Here is a 15,115-nt window from a genome sequence, read left to right as displayed (position 1 = left end):
AGAAACTTCTTGCTTACAGTGGCTTGTTGCAACAAGAACCATCACGATTTTGAAATCACAGTAAAAAAGGGCCGAATGGCCCTTTTTTCATATTGACTATTTAGAGCTCAATACTTGAGCGGGATGGGTTTGACTGGCCCTTTTGGCAGGATATAAGGTCGCTAATAGGCTTAACGTCACTGCAGTACCTGAAACCAACCAAATGTCATTAGGGTTAATGACACTTGGTAGAAAGTCGATAAAGTAGATATCCCCTGACAAAAATTGATGGCCAATCGCCTTCTCCAGCCCAGTCATCAAGTATGTAAGGTTTGCAGCCACCAAATACCCTACAAGGCTACCTAATAGCGCTCCTGTTACACCAGAAAACACGCCTTGCCAAATAAAGATGCGAGCAATTAAGCCATCACTTGCTCCCATGGTTTTCAAAATGGCGATCTCTGCAGCACGATCTTTCACTGCCATCATCAAGGTAGAAACAATATTGAAAGTTGCAACGCCGATAACCAGTACCATGACGAGATACATAATGGTGCGAACGAGCTGAATGTCGCGATATAAAAAGCCATATTGCTGTTTCCAGCTTTTCAGTATAAAGCCACGGAAGTTAGATCCCACTTCACGTACAATATTCGACGCATTTAGCACATCGTTAGTCTTGAGTGAAATACCAGTGACGCCGTTATCAAGGCCAGCATAAGCTTGTGCATCTTGCAGTGGAATGATTGCAACCCCATGGTCAATTTGTCCACCCAGAGTTAAAAGCCCAGACACTTGTAGCCGCACTCGTTTTGGTGCTTTGACCGAACGGCCATCACCTTGCTGCGGCAACATTAAGGTGACCCAATCTCCAACTTTGGCATCAACACTTTGTGCAATGCCTTGCCCCAAAATCACCTGCTTGTTGCCTGCTGCGAAGTTTTTCCAGCTGTCTTGAGTAATAAACTGATACAGGTCAGACACCTGAGGCTCTGCTGCTTTATCTACACCACGCACTTGTAGCGCTTTAAGTTTAGCACCTTTCTCAATAAGCCCTGTCATTTGAACATAGGGGGCGGCCGCAACAACTCTTGGATGCTGCTGGGCAATGTTAACCACCTGCTGCCACTCCAAGATAGGCTGGTTTGCTCCTTCTATCTCTCCATGAGCGACCACAGATAACACCCGCTGTTGTAGCTCACGTTCAAAGCCATTCATTGCAGACAAGCCAATGATGATCACCGCAACTCCCACACCAATGCCTACGGTTGATGAGAGCGAGATAAACGACACCATTTTATTTCGGCTTTTTGCTCGACTAAATCGGCTACCGATAAATAGCGACAACCATTTGATCATGAATGCTCCTCACTCACCATGTTCGGGTCGGTCAGCACACCATCTTGCATACTCAATTGACGGTCCATTTTCGCCGCTAGCTCGTTATCATGGGTCACCACCAGAAATGCAGTACCAGACTCTCGATTGAGCTCTCGCATCAACTGATAAATCGATAGTGCGGTTGCGTGATCCAAGTTCCCCGTGGGTTCATCGGCCAACACTAAAGCAGGCTCGTTAACCAAAGCTCGCGCTATTGCGACCCTTTGTCTCTCGCCACCAGAAAGCTCCGCTGGACGATGTTCAATGCGGTGAGACAATCCCACTTTGTCCAGTAGCGCTTTGGCTTTATCTTTTGCCTGGGCAGGTGCAACTCCGCCGATCAGTAGCGGCATCGCCACATTTTCCAATGCGGTAAAGTCCGCTAATAGATGGTGGAACTGGTAAACAAAACCGATATGCTGATTTCTCAACTTAGCCTGCTTATTACTACTTAGCTGCATTATCGACTGCTGTTTAAAAGTAACATCTCCCGACGTTGCGTCGTCAAGTGCTCCAAGGATATGCAGCAATGTACTCTTTCCCGAGCCTGATGACCCTATGATGGCCGTCAGCTCCCCTTCTCGCATCGAAAAGCTTACACCTTTTAACACGTCGGTACTGGCCGCTCCTTCCTGATAGGTCTTATACACCGATTGACAAGAAAGTAAGTTATTCATATCGCAAAGCCTCTGCGGGTTTTACCGATGACGCTCGGTAGGAAGGAAGAAGGGTGGCAATCACACTCAATGCAATAGCCAAAACAATAACCGTGATGATCTGCATAACATCAATAACGATAGGTAACTCTGACCCTGCGCTAAACAAACTCACACCCATCAGGCTGAGCAAGGCGTTCAAGTTAGAAGCCAACAGCATGCCACCCAAGCCACCAACGATTGAGCCTATTACTCCGCTACTTGCACCTTGAACCACAAATACTGACATCACTTGAGCATTGCTCATGCCCTGAGTTTTTAAAATGGCGACTTCAGATTGTTTCTCCATCACCACCATGATCAGTGCCGAGATGATATTAAACGCAGCCACTGCGACGATAAGCCCTAGCATCAAGCCCATCATGTTTTTTTCCATCTTCACTGCTTGAAAGAGCTCGCCTCGTTGCTCGCGCCAATCACTCCATTGCCAACCTTGTTCTAATGGATAATCTGCCAGTTCTGACACCACAAACGGATCATCAATAAACAACCGCCACCCGGAAGCTTTATCCCGAGGTAGGCGGATCAACTTACCAACATCAGTGATGTTGCCGACGATTAGCTGCGCATCAATATCAGAGCCTGTATTAAAGATACCCATCACGGTGAAATTTCGCTGCCGTGGTACACGACCCAGTGGTGTGAACTGGCTAGACCCTGTCACCATCATTCGTACCTTGTCACCGACACGAACATTGAGCTGTCTTGCGAGCGCATAACCCACTGCTATCCCATATGAGCCTTCTTCTAGGCTATTTAATGAACCCGCAATCAAATGTTGGGCAATAGGATCTCCAACGCTTGGGTCAACACCAATAAAAAGCCCAGCAGTAAGGTCATAGGCACTTTGGATGACAGCTTCACTGCGGGTAATCGGGGCCGTCGCAATCACATGCGGAATGCTTGCGATAAATTCAGGTTGCTCATTACGGGTCACTTCACCATCGCCTTGGTAAACAACCGCTTGTGGAAGCACGCCCAAAATACGTGTTTTTAGCTGTCCTTCAAAGCCATTCATGACTGACAACACAGTAACTAAAGCAAGAACACCAATGGTGATCCCTGCGGTAGACATGTAGGAAACAAATCGACTAAATCGGTCTCCAGAGCGCCCTCTGAGGTAGCGCAGACCGATAAAAATCGATACAGGATGAAACATAGGGTAATACCTTAAATTCAATACTTTGGGTAATGTACCTAAAGCCACCGCTAGCGCCTAGCCCCAATTCTAAACAAATCTCCCATTTCGCTCATGATGCGAGCGTCGATGACAAAAACCTGACAGATTGATGGCAAGATTTCTTGATTCATACGCTGACACTGCGATAATCAATAAGTTAGCCAATAGGAAAGATGTCATGGATCAGCAAGAGTATTTCACCGTACAACATAGCCTCGCCGTCAATGTAGAGCCACTTAGCCGTGACTTTATTTTGCCTGATGAAGAAGGTTTTAAAGCCGAGATACCCACGCCTTTCCTAGTCGCTTCAGAGTTTTCAAACCTAGACTCCATCACTGACAAAGCGATTGGAGAGCTACGTAACAGTGACCTTTCGAACGTTGTGCAACTGTTGGAGTCTCAAAACAGCAAACTCAATCTGCTGTTAACTTTTATGCTGTCGCAGCAAAATGACCCTCAATACGAACATCAAACGGAGAGTTTTGGCGCTAGCCACTTCACTTATGTGACTCAAAACGCTCCAGAGCAAGAGCAACTGCTCAGAATCAAGCTATTCATCGAACACCCTGCATCAGCGGTCTACTGTTATGGCAAGGTCGTCAAAGTTGACAGTGACGAGAAACACACTGTTACCGTCGCCTTTGAAGTCATGCGTGAAGAAGACCAAGATATCTTGATCAAAGCAGCGCTATTCCAACAGCAAAAACTTCTCCGTCAACGCTCTCTGGCAAGAGACGAAAAAAACTAAAACACCACTATGCCTAAGACATCTCTATTCTCTCTCGCACTGGCTCAAGGGGCGGGAGATAAAAAACACCTAGGAAACCTAACAGGCGCTTCAATGGCCATTGCCATTGCGCAGTTGAACCAGCAACATAATGGCCACGTACTCTTGGTCACGCCTGACCCGCAAACCGCACTCAAGCTTGCACATGAGTTGGAGCAATTTGCAGCCGTCGACGTTAAGCAGTTCCCCGACTGGGAAACCCTGCCTTATGACAGTTTCTCGCCGCATCAGGACATTATCTCAGACCGGATATCCCATCTATATCAACTGCCAAGTCAGGATAAAGGCATCACGGTATTGCCGATAAGCACCCTGCTGCAACGCCAAGCACCGCGTGAGTATCTATTGCAACATACGCTTATGGTCAAAAACGGTGACCGATACTCACTTGAATCGCTGAGAATGCAGCTGGAGAAATCAGGCTATCGTAACGTCGACCAAGTATTTGGCCCAGGTGAATATGCTAGCCGTGGCTCTATCATTGACCTCTACCCGACAGGCAGTAGCGACCCATATCGTATTGATTTCTTTGATGATGAAATAGACTCTATTCGAACCTTTGATCCAGAAAATCAACGCTCAATTGATGACATGGCAGAAATACGCCTGCTACCTGCTCATGAGTTTCCAACCACGGATAGCGCCATCGAATCTTTCCGCCAACGCTGGCGTCAACGCTTCGAAGCTCGCAGAGAGCCTGAATCGGTATACGCTCAAGTCAGCAAAGGCACTTGGCCTGCGGGTATCGAATACTGGCAACCACTATTTTTCGAGCAAACCGAAACGTTATTCGATTACCTGCCTGACAATACCTTAGTGCTTACTGTGGGCGACATCGAGTCAAGCATAGAACAGTTCCTTACGGACGTTGCCCATCGTTATGACCAACGTAAAGTTGATCCGATGCGACCTTTGCTGCCGCCCGAAGAGCTGTGGCTCAAGCAAGACGAACTGTTCGCTCAGTTAAAGAAACTGGCTCAAGTTGCACTGTCAGAAGAGAGCAACAGTGGCCGTGGCGGAAGAGACAATATTACCGCCAAACCTTTGCCTGACATCGCAAGCAACCAACAAAGCAAAGAACCATTTGCCGCTTTGCGCCAGTTCGTAGAAAGCTATGCTGGCAAGGTTATTTTCTCTGTAGAATCAGAAGGTCGTCGTGAAGCCCTATTGGAACTGTTGCAGCCAGTAAAAATCAAACCGGTTGAAAGACAAAGCTTGCAGCATGCGTTAGAAGAAGGCGATAAGTTCCATCTAGTCTTAGGCTCAGCCGAGCACGGATTTATTCACCAAACGCCTGACTTCGCCCTAATTTGTGAAAGTGATTTACTGGGTGACCGCGTTATCCAGCGCCGTAAAAAAGACCGCCGTGCAGTTAACAGTGATACGGTAATACGCCACCTTGCAGAGCTAAAACCGGGCCAACCCGTTGTTCACCTTGACCACGGTATCGGCCGTTATATAGGCTTGCAAACCCTTGAAGCCGGCGGTTTGGTTACTGAGTACGTGACCCTTGAGTATCAAGACGAAGCCAAACTGTATGTGCCTGTCTCTGCGCTCAACCTAATCAGTCGCTATTCTGGTGGTGCAGAAGAGAGCGCACCACTACATAAGCTAGGTGGTGAAGCTTGGGGTAAAGCGCGCCGAAAAGCGGCAGAAAAAGTACGTGATGTGGCGGCTGAGCTTCTTGATGTTTATGCTCAGCGTGAAATAAAGAAAGGCTATAAGTTTGCCCTCGACCGTGGTCAATACGCTAGCTTTAAGTCCAGCTTCCCGTTCGAAGAAACCGACGATCAAGCCATGGCAATCAACGCCGTCATGTCAGACATGTGTCAGGCTAAAGCGATGGACCGACTTGTCTGTGGTGATGTGGGCTTTGGTAAGACCGAAGTGGCGATGCGTGCGGCGTTTCTAGCAACCGACAACGAAAAACAGGTCGCTGTCTTAGTACCAACCACCTTGCTGGCTCAGCAACACTTTGAGAATTTCAGAGACCGTTTTGCCAATTTACCGATCCGAGTTGAAGTGCTGTCTCGATTTAAAAGTGCCAAGGAACAAAAGCAGATCCTGCAAGACGTGAGTGACGGCAAAGTGGATATTATTATCGGTACCCACAAACTGCTGCAAAATGACATTCGATTTAGTGATCTTGGCCTGTTGATTGTCGACGAAGAACACCGTTTTGGTGTGCGTCAGAAAGAAAAAGTGAAATCCATGCGTGCCGACGTGGATATACTTACGCTGACCGCAACCCCTATTCCACGAACTCTCAACATGGCTATGAGTGGCATGCGCGATCTGTCTATCATAGCCACACCACCTGCAAGGCGACTAGCGATTAAAACGTTCGTGCGTCAACATGAAGAGTCTGTGATACGTGAAGCTGTGCTACGTGAGGTGATGCGTGGTGGTCAGGTTTACTTCCTACACAATAATGTAGAAACCATAGAAAAGGCCGCCGCCGATCTGGAAAAGCTCATTCCAGAAGCGCGTGTGACAGTGGCACACGGTCAGATGCGCGAGCAAGAGCTTGAGCGCATCATGAACGATTTCTATCACCAGAGATTCAACCTGTTGGTATGTACCACCATTATCGAAACGGGTATCGATGTTCCCACCGCTAATACCATTATTATGGATCGTGCGGATAAGTTGGGATTGGCGCAGCTTCATCAATTGCGTGGTCGTGTGGGTCGTTCTCACCACCAAGCGTATGCTTATTTGCTCACGCCTCACCCTAAAGCCTTATCTAAAGATGCGGTCAAGCGACTCGACGCCATTGCCTCTCTTGAAGATCTTGGCGCAGGCTTTACGCTGGCGACCCACGATTTAGAGATCCGTGGTGCCGGTGAACTGCTTGGTGATGGTCAAAGTGGTCAAATTCAATCGGTTGGCTTTACCTTGTATATGGAGATGTTAGAGCAAGCAGTAGAAGCGCTCAAAGAAGGCAAAGAGCCGTCATTGGATGAACTGTTAAGAGACCAAACCGAGGTCGAGCTTCGCCTACCTGCACTGCTGCCAGATGACTACATTCCAGATATCAATACCCGTCTCTCAATGTACAAACGTATCGCTAGCGTAAGTAATGATACCCAACTGGCGGAAATGAAAGTGGAACTGATTGACCGCTTTGGCACCTTGCCTGAAGCGACTCAAAACTTATTGGCAGTATCTGATGTCAAGCTCAAAGCGAATCAGCTACACATCAAGAAAATCGAAGCCCACCAGAAAGGTGGCTACTTTGAGTTTTATCCAACCGCTGACATTAACCCAGCGTTTCTTGTTAAATTGCTACAGTCTGCACCTCAAAAGTATGCGATGGAAGGTCCAACTAAACTCAAGTTTACGGTACCATTAGCGGATCGACGTGCTCGCATTCGCTTCATTGAGCAAATGATGACAGACTTTAGTCAAAATCGACTACCCGCTTAACGGGAACTAGATAACTAAGTGGCGGCCGTGCCGCCACCGGGAGTAAGAATGAAAAAGTTGATCCCTATTTTACTGTTTTTGGTTTCTTTCCAATCTTTTGCACAAAGACAGTTTGATATAGAGGTTATTATTTTTAAACGCTCAGTGAACCCTGAGCAAACCAATGAATCTTGGCCAAACACTCTGCCAGAGATCGATATGAGCAAAGCCATTGCCCTACGCAATGGTGTAGCAATGGAAAGGAAAGGGGCCAAGATGCTGCCTACCTCTTCTTACGAGCTCAACAGCGAGTATCAGGCACTTAAACGTCATGCGGCTTTCAAACCTATGATGCACGTCGCTTGGCGACAAGGCGATCAAGGCCGCTTCGCAGCGCCTGTATTCCACATTCAAGCTGGCAAAGATTACTCTGAGCGTTTTGATGCAGCAGGCAACATGCGTGGCGCAGAGCAAAGCGTGGAAGGCTTAAGCGATGAAATCCAAGAGCAAACCATTCACTCACCGATTTATGAGCTCGATGGCAAGCTTCAGGTCTATGTGCAGCACTATCTGTTTGCTGAGCTTAGCCTAGATCTTAAAGCGCCAAGTGTTCGCGAAGTGAGTTTTGCTGAGCCATCATTAGAAATCTCGGAAGAGCAAACTGATGCAGATGTACAAGTAGGTAATCTCACAGAAGTTACGCCAACACTGGAAGTGGAAGAGTTTCTCAAGAGCTACCGCATGGAACAAAAACGCCGCATGCGCAGTACCGAAACCCACTACTTAGATCACCCTCTGATGGGAATGATCATTCAAGTACGTCGTGTCCCTCAAGCGTAATTCGACAAAGGCTCCTAACGGAGCCTTTTCTTCTTTGTTTATATGAGATGCTCTATACAAGATGCATAGCCCACATACCACTCAACTCCATACTCACCGCCTCACACTTAGGCTAATAGAAACCTGTGATTGTGAGGCTTTATCCAAACTCATTGTAAGGTCCAAATCGCTGCATCAATGGTTAGATTGGGCTGACCCTAGTTTTACTGCCGAAGACGCTGAAGACTTTATCCTCTCTAATCGCATCAACTGGTTAAAGGGTCAGGCGTTTGGCTTTGGGGTATTTCTGCAAGACAGTGATGAGCTGATAGGTATGGTGGCAATCACCGAATATTCTCGCACTTTTAACTTGGGAACACTCGGATATTGGGTGGGTGATGAATATCAAGGTCGTGGGTTGGTAAAAGAGGCTCTTCACGCATTAATTGAGCATAGTTTTTCGAGCTTAAAGATCACTCGACTCGAGATCATCTGCGATCCTAGCAATCACATCAGCCAAAAAGTTGCCTCTGGTGTTGGCGCTTGCTTTGAGACCAAAGCGAGAAATCGATTTATCTATGCAGGAGAAGCCAGAGATGGGCTGGTTTACTCCTTGGTCCCCAGTAGAGAAGAATAAAAAATGGGCTATTAACAAGCCCATTTTCAAATTCTATTTCTACATGCCTATTAATGAAGCTTAAGGTTTGGTCTCAATACTCGGTTGATACGGCCTACTAGCATCATCAAGCCAGTTTTCAGCATGCCATGCAGCGCCATTTGGTGCATGCGGTACAAAGAGATGTAAACCACACGTGCAATGCGACCTTCAACCATCATCGAACCCTTGGTCAGGTTGCCCATCAAGCTACCGACGGTTGAGAAGCGGCTAAGCGATACCAATGAACCGTGGTCGTTGTATACGTAAGGTTTTAGCTCACGGCCGTTAAGTTTCGCCATGATGTTTTTGAACGCTTGCGTCGACATCTGATGCGCAGCCTGAGCTCGTGGTGGCACGAAGCTGCCATCCGCTTGCGTACATTGCGCCAAATCACCAATAACAAAGATATCGTCATCACGAGTCGTTTGAAGGGTATCTTTAACCACCAACTGGTTAATGCGGTTAGTCTCAAGACCTGCAATGTCCTTAATGAAATCTGGAGCCTTGATACCCGCAGCCCAGACCATGATTTGTGCTGGGATCTTCTCGCCATCTTTGGTGGTCAAACCATCAGATTCCGCTTTGGTCACCATGGTTGCGGTGCGTACATTCACACCCAGTTTAGTGAGCTCACTGTGCGCCGCCGATGAGATGCGTACTGGTAACGCAGGAAGAATTCGTTCACCCGCCTCGACCAAGTTTACATTCAGCTTAGATGAGTCTAGGTCACCAAAACCATAGGTTTGCAGCTCTTTGATAGCGTTATGCAACTCAGCGGAAAGTTCAACACCCGTTGCACCTGCACCAACAATAGCGATATCAACAGTACCTTGACCATTCTTAGCATGCAGCTTTAAGAACTGGTTGTTCATTTCGGTACGGAAACGGTGCGCCTGCTCCGGGCTATCTAGGAAGATACAGTTATCACGAACACCTGGGGTGTTAAAGTCATTGGAAGTTGAGCCAATTGCCATCACCAGAATATCGTATTCCAGCTCACGTTGAGGCATCAACAGTTCATCGTGCTCATCACGAAGCTCACCCAGCTGAATCGTTTTGCGTTCACGGTCGATATCCACCAAGCTGCCCATCTGGAAATCAAAGCCATGATTTTTTGCGTGTGCACGATAGCTCAGTGCGTCGACACCTTCATCTAATGAGCCTGTTGCTACTTCGTGTAGCAAAGGTTTCCACAAATGGCTTGCCTTGCGGTCGACCAAAGTGATGTTAGCTTTGTTTTTTCGGCCCAGTGTACGACCTAATTTAGTTGCTAGCTCTAGACCACCAGCACCACCACCTACGACAATAATACGCGTCACAGAGACACTCCTTCTCAAAGTTACAAATTTTTTATGCTCGGCTTAGTCATCCAAGCAATTATGATTCTGCTGACTCTCTTCAGGCATTTTTGTTTTTAGTTCGTTATTGCCCGAGTAGTTTTTTGTGCCAAGAAAGTAAGGAGCTTGCTCTACTTTCAACTTTCTTTGACATTTATCAAAAAAACTTAGTATAGAGGCATTATAAAGACCCTTTTTTTTATGGCAACGATTGTTTTCGGGTTTTTTAGCGGTTCGAAACTGAGTGTTTAGGGAGTGTTCGGAAAGGTTACTGAGCTGTTACAAGACAGTTTGAAATCACAAAATCATCGTTCAAATAACAATCAAGCGCCTTGCGGCGCTTGATTAAAACAGGGTTTATGCCTCTTTGAAGGCTTTGATCGCTTGAAGGTGCTGAGAAATCTTCTTGAATTTATGAGGCTCTTTCTCATCCCAAATTATGTCGTAGAAAGGTTCGAGCTCTTTAGCATTTTCAAGATTGTTATGCACCGCATTGTGTTTAGACATAATGACTAGGCAATTGTTCTTGTTCTTCTCACGGAATTTATCAACACACTTAGTCGCAATATCAAGATATTCTTCTGGTCGGTCGATTCGGCCTTCCATGTTGTTTTCAGGGTGTAGGTTCGGGTTAAAAATAACTTGCTTAATGCCGCACAAGAAACCAATACGCTCTGACCAAAATCCGCCAAGGCCAACACCACAGATGATCGGGTGCTCATCATCTGACTGCTCAATAACTTTATGCACCTCTTTCAACAGGTGTTGCATGTCATGCTTAGGATGCAAAGTACTGTAGTTAATAAAGCGTACATCATCATCGATGAATTGTAGCTGCAGTATCTTTTCATGGTTACCAGGGCTTGTTGAGTCAAAGCCGTGCAAGTAAATAATCATGGGAGTCTCCCGTTTCCTTGGGGTTCGTTATGATTTCAATCTACCACGCTTGTATGATAATAAAAGGCTCGAACCAACATTCCCTAGGCTCAAAAAGTGATCCAAATTGCACTTTTTAGCAATATTCAATAAGGCGGTTAATCTGCATACAGCTTTATATGCTAGGGCGTGTTCACCTGTCGAGGGCTTTTCCTAAGGCTCGGCAAATTCGTTGGGCTTCCTCAAGGTAGCTTGACTCCTCCCATAGCTGGTAGCCTAAGTAATACCACAGCATCGCCATCATCTGGACTCTAGGCAGCCACTGCTCGGTGATCTCTTGCCAACGTTCAACGGCTTCAATACCTCGAATATCGCAATAGAGCTTCACCTGCTGTTTGACATCTAGGTTCGCCATATCACAACTGATCGCTATATCGGCTCTAGGGTCAGCAATTGCGGCGTATTCCCAGTCAATAAGCGCATAACCCACTCGGTTTTTAATTAAGTTATGACAGCCAATATCAAAATGGCACAGGGTTTTCACCGGTTCGGCATCAGCAGGCGGCAGTCGGAGCCGCTGGTACAGTTTAAGCACTAAATCATCTAACCCACTCTTATCTAACTTCAGCCAATAAAAATCGACGCGCTCGGTAAAGTTAAACTTCTGGATCGGCTTATTGTCGATTTTGACTCGATGCACGCTAGCGAGCAGTGTCATGAGAGACAAAGGGTGAATTGATTCAGGCGTACTGCCTTCAATCCATTCAACCAAAAGCCCAGATTTGAAATGCGCAACCGCATTAGGAATGTGTTCGTAGCGCGATAGCGCTTGCAGAAGGGTATACTCATGGGCACGGTCAACACCAAATGCCACTGAGGTAGAAGTCACAGGTCGCCACACATAGTGACGACCTTTGTTGTCGGTCAGCTTCCAACAACGATTACTCAATCCACCAGCAAGAAGCCGGACGGCAACAGGAGGATGAAGAAAATAACTATCGAGCTCAACCAGAGTCTCATCCAAAGTTTTGGCTTCATTCCAACCCATTTTCGCCATTCACTGCTCCTTGGCGGTTATTGCTTCAGATCTTACAGACCTAAGAAGCTCTTAGATTTTTGCTTGCGAATTTCGGTCTCATCAGCCCATTCGATAAGGCCAGTTTCAAGATCCATTAGACGCATGGTCATTTTGTAGTAAACGTCTTGATCGCTACCGTCGCTCTTAACGATGCTCGCTAGGTTGCCGTATAGCATGTATTGCGCACCAACCATCTTACCAAATTGAATTGCGCTGCTTTGGTTCACTAGCTCATCATTGTTTTGGAAGTTCAATTGATCACGTACCGCTTCTACACGGTCCATATCAACAAAACGGAACTTGCCAGAGTTCAGCATCTTAGTACTTACAGTATCTGTAATTGACTCAGTATCGATGTGCTCACTGGTCTTGTTTTTGATGCTTTCGACAAATACGATTGGACGACTGTCACGCGTTATAGCCGCTACCGAACCTGACACCATCATGCTATCTACCATTTGACCAGCAATGGTTTGTAGATCAGTTGAACCAAAATCGATAGTTGTTGTTTCTACCGCTTGCGCATCACCGTAAGATACTTGGTTAGAACAACCGCCTAGAACCACCGCAAGACCCATCAGGGCAATAACACTTTTTTTCATAACGTTTCCTTAATTAATCTGCTTCACGAATTTGTACACGGTACTGTGTACCATTAGGATTCACAGATACTTCAGAGATAGAAGTCGTTTCGTAACCACGAATGATTTTACGTTTCCATGGTGCAGGTTTAGATACCTCTAAACCATTGTCGTTGTACCAGTAAAAACGGTATTCAATCGTTTGGTCATTAGAAATCTTACTTGTTAGCAATAGGCCACCACGTACATGGTCATTGACCTCTTCAGAATCGATTTGTTCAATATCGATTTTGCTGCTCAAGCCATTGTCGTTGAATAGAACACGTTGAGATGCGCCATCAACACTTAATGTTGAAGGTGCTGATGCACAACCTGCCAAAATTACTGCAGCCATCACTGCAAGCCAAATTTTCTTCATTAGATAGCCCCTAATTGCTTGTGCCAGATTGAATAGCCCTGGCCTTGTCGAGAAATCCAAACCAGCGTGGTTTGACCCGCTGGTACATCAAATTCGTATGCCTGATGATTAACGCTCACACTGTGTGTACCTGCATCAACGTAATCACTGCTGCTATAAACTTTTTGCGGTAAAGATTGCCAGCTGCGGGTGTCCGCCTGTTCAGTAAGGATATTCCATACGTTCACCAATACATTACCTAAATCGCTTTCACCAGACTTCGCAGCTTCGCGGCGAATTTGCTCTTTCGCAACCACTCGGATCGCTTGACGCAAAATCATGCCCGGAAGCTTCTCTACCAGATCATTTTCCGCCATCAGGTTCACGTCAACCAACTGGTCAGAAGGCAGTGTCTTGCCATCTACTAACAACTCATTTAAATCATAGCTTTGATTTGACGGGTAGAAAGGTAAAGACAAGTTGTAGTAATACGTTTGCTTGGCATCGCGGTCATAAAGTGGGAAAGAGTATTGCCAACTATCTTGCGCAGCAACCACGCTGCGTTCATCGATAATGATCAATTGCCCTTTTTGCTTGTTCTGAGCCTGGTACTTACCGTAACGCTTCTCCAATTTGACCAAGTCTTGACGATTAGCCATTTTCTTAGCTACTCGCATGGTACCTTGAATGATCTGAGCATTTTCAGGCATTACAGCAAGCGCACGGCGGTAATCAACATAGGCACTATTGAGATCTTTAGAGGTTTCGTACAGCAAGGCGGAAAGGTATAGCAGGTAACCGTTTTGTACCGCTGAAAGTTTTTTGCCCGCTGCTGGGTAATTAGCCATGATCGCACCGAGATCAGGGTCAACCCCTTCTTTCGCCGCAGAGGCTTCCGCGGCTTCCAGTTCTGACTGACGACGTTTACGTGCAGCTTCTTGAACTTGGTTCGCCCGTCGCATCTCGACCAGTGCCCCTTCGAGATCATTTTTACGTAGGTAATTAAGCCCTAGGTACAGATGCATAAAGCCCAGTTCATAATCGGCAGGTTCAAAACTGGTCAAGTTGTCGTTTGCGGCTAAAGCGCCCACTGACGTTGCCGTCTCACTGATGGAGATCGTTGCTTGGTCCGCTTGAACACGCACCGCTTGATCGCTCAATTTAAAAGAGGCCATGCTCTGAGCATAATCTTCGTTCAAAAAGGCGATACGACCACGCTCTAGGTTATCCAAGATATTGCCGGCTATTTCAGCATCAGCAGCGTAATCTTGGGCGGTCTGGTAGTCACCTTCCAATACAGCGGCATAGGTATAGCTATTTTGAGTGCTGTAATCACTAAACAGATTGCCTGCACTCATGCCCGCACAAGCGGTTAGCGTGGCAGACAGCGCAGCGACAGCACATTTACGTAAACAGAGTTTCAAACTTTCCTCGGACAGAGTGTCAGAACAAAAAATAGACTAGCTAACTAGCATTGGGCCCAGTGGCTGACCACCAACCAAATGCATGTGAATATGATAAACCTCTTGGCCACCGTGAGCGTTACAGTTAACGATCAAACGATAACCGTCTTCAGCGATGCCTTCTTCTTTAGCAAGCTTACGCGCCACAGTGAACATGCGCCCCATCATAGCTTCATCGTCAGCTTCAATGTCGTTCACTGTTGGGATCAACTTATTAGGAATAATCAGGATATGTTTAGGAGCTCGTGGATTGATGTCACGAAATGCCGTGACTAGCTCATCTTGAAACACGATATCTGCTGGAATTTCTTTATTGATAATCTTAGTAAAAATAGTTTCTTCAGCCATGTCATTTCCCCTTGTTTAAACAATATCTTAGGTTATGGTTCATCACCTTACCATTGAACTGTTAAATCCTTATGTAATTTGACGCTTAGTATGCGTGAAGCCCATGCA

Annotated in this window: 14 protein-coding genes; 4 read left to right on the top strand and 10 right to left on the bottom strand. The window is 46.4% G+C overall.

The annotated features are described in order from the left end of the window. Nucleotides 1–96: 96 nt before the first annotated feature. The 3 genes from lolE to lolC are packed head-to-tail and all read right to left on the bottom strand — an operon-like array spanning nt 97 to nt 3,234. Nucleotides 97–1,338 (bottom strand): lipoprotein-releasing ABC transporter permease subunit LolE, encoded by a 1,242-nt coding sequence (gene lolE, locus J4N39_RS05160; protein WP_252022680.1) that lies wholly within the window; start codon nt 1,336–1,338, stop codon nt 97–99. After that, nucleotides 1,335–2,036 carry a lipoprotein-releasing ABC transporter ATP-binding protein LolD gene (gene lolD, locus J4N39_RS05155; protein ID WP_252022677.1) on the bottom strand — a complete coding sequence of 234 codons (702 nt, stop codon included), beginning with the start codon at nt 2,034–2,036 and terminating at the stop codon, nt 1,335–1,337. Before lolD ends, lolE begins: the two co-directional genes overlap by 4 nt. Beyond that, nucleotides 2,029–3,234: a lipoprotein-releasing ABC transporter permease subunit LolC gene (gene lolC, locus J4N39_RS05150; protein ID WP_252022675.1), complete on the bottom strand. Its 1,206-nt coding sequence runs from the start codon at nt 3,232–3,234 to the stop codon at nt 2,029–2,031. The genes lolD and lolC overlap by 8 nt, the downstream gene beginning before the upstream one ends. A 199-nt stretch (nt 3,235–3,433) precedes the next feature. On the opposite strand from lolC, the gene J4N39_RS05145 reads away from it, so the two are divergent. The 4 genes from J4N39_RS05145 (at nt 3,434) to J4N39_RS05130 (ending at nt 8,906) form a co-directional block, all read left to right on the top strand. After that, nucleotides 3,434–4,003: a PilZ domain-containing protein gene (locus tag J4N39_RS05145; protein ID WP_252022673.1), complete on the top strand. Its 570-nt coding sequence runs from the start codon at nt 3,434–3,436 to the stop codon at nt 4,001–4,003. A gap of 9 nt (nt 4,004–4,012) precedes the next feature. Next, nucleotides 4,013–7,471 carry a transcription-repair coupling factor gene (gene mfd, locus J4N39_RS05140; protein ID WP_252022671.1) on the top strand — a complete coding sequence of 1,153 codons (3,459 nt, stop codon included), beginning with the start codon at nt 4,013–4,015 and terminating at the stop codon, nt 7,469–7,471. Nucleotides 7,472–7,519: 48 nt separating this feature from the next. Continuing rightward, nucleotides 7,520–8,290 (top strand): peptidoglycan binding protein CsiV, encoded by a 771-nt coding sequence (locus tag J4N39_RS05135; protein WP_252022669.1) that lies wholly within the window; start codon nt 7,520–7,522, stop codon nt 8,288–8,290. Nucleotides 8,291–8,351: 61 nt separating this feature from the next. Beyond that, complete coding sequence (locus J4N39_RS05130) at nt 8,352–8,906, top strand: GNAT family N-acetyltransferase (RefSeq protein WP_252022666.1); 555 nt, start codon at nt 8,352–8,354, stop codon at nt 8,904–8,906. A 50-nt stretch (nt 8,907–8,956) separates the two neighbouring features. Here J4N39_RS05130 and J4N39_RS05125 read toward each other — a convergent pair whose 3' ends face one another. The 7 genes from J4N39_RS05125 to hinT all read right to left on the bottom strand — a co-directional run bounded on the left by J4N39_RS05125 (nt 8,957) and on the right by hinT (nt 15,007). Next, nucleotides 8,957–10,246 (bottom strand): NAD(P)/FAD-dependent oxidoreductase, encoded by a 1,290-nt coding sequence (locus tag J4N39_RS05125; protein ID WP_252022664.1) that lies wholly within the window; start codon nt 10,244–10,246, stop codon nt 8,957–8,959. 375 nt (nt 10,247–10,621) lie between these two features. Next, entirely contained in the window at nt 10,622–11,161 is a 540-nt protein-coding gene (gene ycfP, locus J4N39_RS05120; RefSeq protein WP_252022661.1) for an alpha/beta hydrolase YcfP, read from the bottom strand. 172 nt (nt 11,162–11,333) lie between these two features. After that, a complete protein-coding gene (locus J4N39_RS05115; protein ID WP_252022659.1) occupies nt 11,334–12,197 on the bottom strand; it encodes a phosphotransferase in 864 nt (287 codons plus the stop codon). A 32-nt stretch (nt 12,198–12,229) separates the two neighbouring features. After that, complete coding sequence (gene lpoB / locus J4N39_RS05110; protein ID WP_252022657.1) at nt 12,230–12,820, bottom strand: penicillin-binding protein activator LpoB; 591 nt, start codon at nt 12,818–12,820, stop codon at nt 12,230–12,232. Nucleotides 12,821–12,833: 13 nt separating this feature from the next. Beyond that, nucleotides 12,834–13,217: a YcfL family putative periplasmic lipoprotein gene (locus J4N39_RS05105; RefSeq protein ID WP_252022655.1), complete on the bottom strand. Its 384-nt coding sequence runs from the start codon at nt 13,215–13,217 to the stop codon at nt 12,834–12,836. Beyond that, on the bottom strand, nt 13,217–14,554 hold the full coding sequence (locus J4N39_RS05100) for a COG3014 family protein (RefSeq protein WP_503063898.1): 1,338 nt from the start codon (nt 14,552–14,554) through the stop codon (nt 13,217–13,219). The genes J4N39_RS05105 and J4N39_RS05100 overlap by 1 nt, the downstream gene beginning before the upstream one ends. A gap of 102 nt (nt 14,555–14,656) precedes the next feature. Further along, nucleotides 14,657–15,007, bottom strand: a complete 351-nt coding sequence (gene hinT, locus J4N39_RS05095) for a purine nucleoside phosphoramidase (RefSeq protein WP_252022650.1) — start codon at nt 15,005–15,007, stop codon at nt 14,657–14,659. Nucleotides 15,008–15,115 lie beyond the last annotated feature (108 nt).

Source organism: Vibrio sp. SCSIO 43136 (assembly GCF_023716565.1).
GTDB lineage: Bacteria > Pseudomonadota > Gammaproteobacteria > Enterobacterales > Vibrionaceae > Vibrio.
Note: the sequence above shows the minus strand (reverse complement) of the source record. Positions and strands in the feature narration are given on the sequence as shown.

Excerpts from the sequence above, each read along its gene's own strand:
- lolE (WP_252022680.1), bottom strand. The coding sequence starts at position 1,338 with ATGATCAAATGGTTGTCGCTATTTATCGGTAGCCGATTTAGTCGAGCA.
- lolD (WP_252022677.1), bottom strand. The coding sequence starts at position 2,036 with ATGAATAACTTACTTTCTTGTCAATCGGTGTATAAGACCTATCAGGAA.
- lolC (WP_252022675.1), bottom strand. The coding sequence starts at position 3,234 with ATGTTTCATCCTGTATCGATTTTTATCGGTCTGCGCTACCTCAGAGGG.
- J4N39_RS05145 (WP_252022673.1), top strand. The coding sequence starts at position 3,434 with ATGGATCAGCAAGAGTATTTCACCGTACAACATAGCCTCGCCGTCAAT.
- mfd (WP_252022671.1), top strand. The coding sequence starts at position 4,013 with ATGCCTAAGACATCTCTATTCTCTCTCGCACTGGCTCAAGGGGCGGGA.
- J4N39_RS05135 (WP_252022669.1), top strand. The coding sequence starts at position 7,520 with ATGAAAAAGTTGATCCCTATTTTACTGTTTTTGGTTTCTTTCCAATCT.
- J4N39_RS05130 (WP_252022666.1), top strand. The coding sequence starts at position 8,352 with ATGCATAGCCCACATACCACTCAACTCCATACTCACCGCCTCACACTT.
- ycfP (WP_252022661.1), bottom strand. The coding sequence starts at position 11,161 with ATGATTATTTACTTGCACGGCTTTGACTCAACAAGCCCTGGTAACCAT.
- J4N39_RS05115 (WP_252022659.1), bottom strand. The coding sequence starts at position 12,197 with ATGGCGAAAATGGGTTGGAATGAAGCCAAAACTTTGGATGAGACTCTG.
- lpoB (WP_252022657.1), bottom strand. The coding sequence starts at position 12,820 with ATGAAAAAAAGTGTTATTGCCCTGATGGGTCTTGCGGTGGTTCTAGGC.
- J4N39_RS05105 (WP_252022655.1), bottom strand. The coding sequence starts at position 13,217 with ATGAAGAAAATTTGGCTTGCAGTGATGGCTGCAGTAATTTTGGCAGGT.
- J4N39_RS05100 (WP_503063898.1), bottom strand. The coding sequence starts at position 14,554 with ATGAGTGCAGGCAATCTGTTTAGTGATTACAGCACTCAAAATAGCTAT.
- hinT (WP_252022650.1), bottom strand. The coding sequence starts at position 15,007 with ATGGCTGAAGAAACTATTTTTACTAAGATTATCAATAAAGAAATTCCA.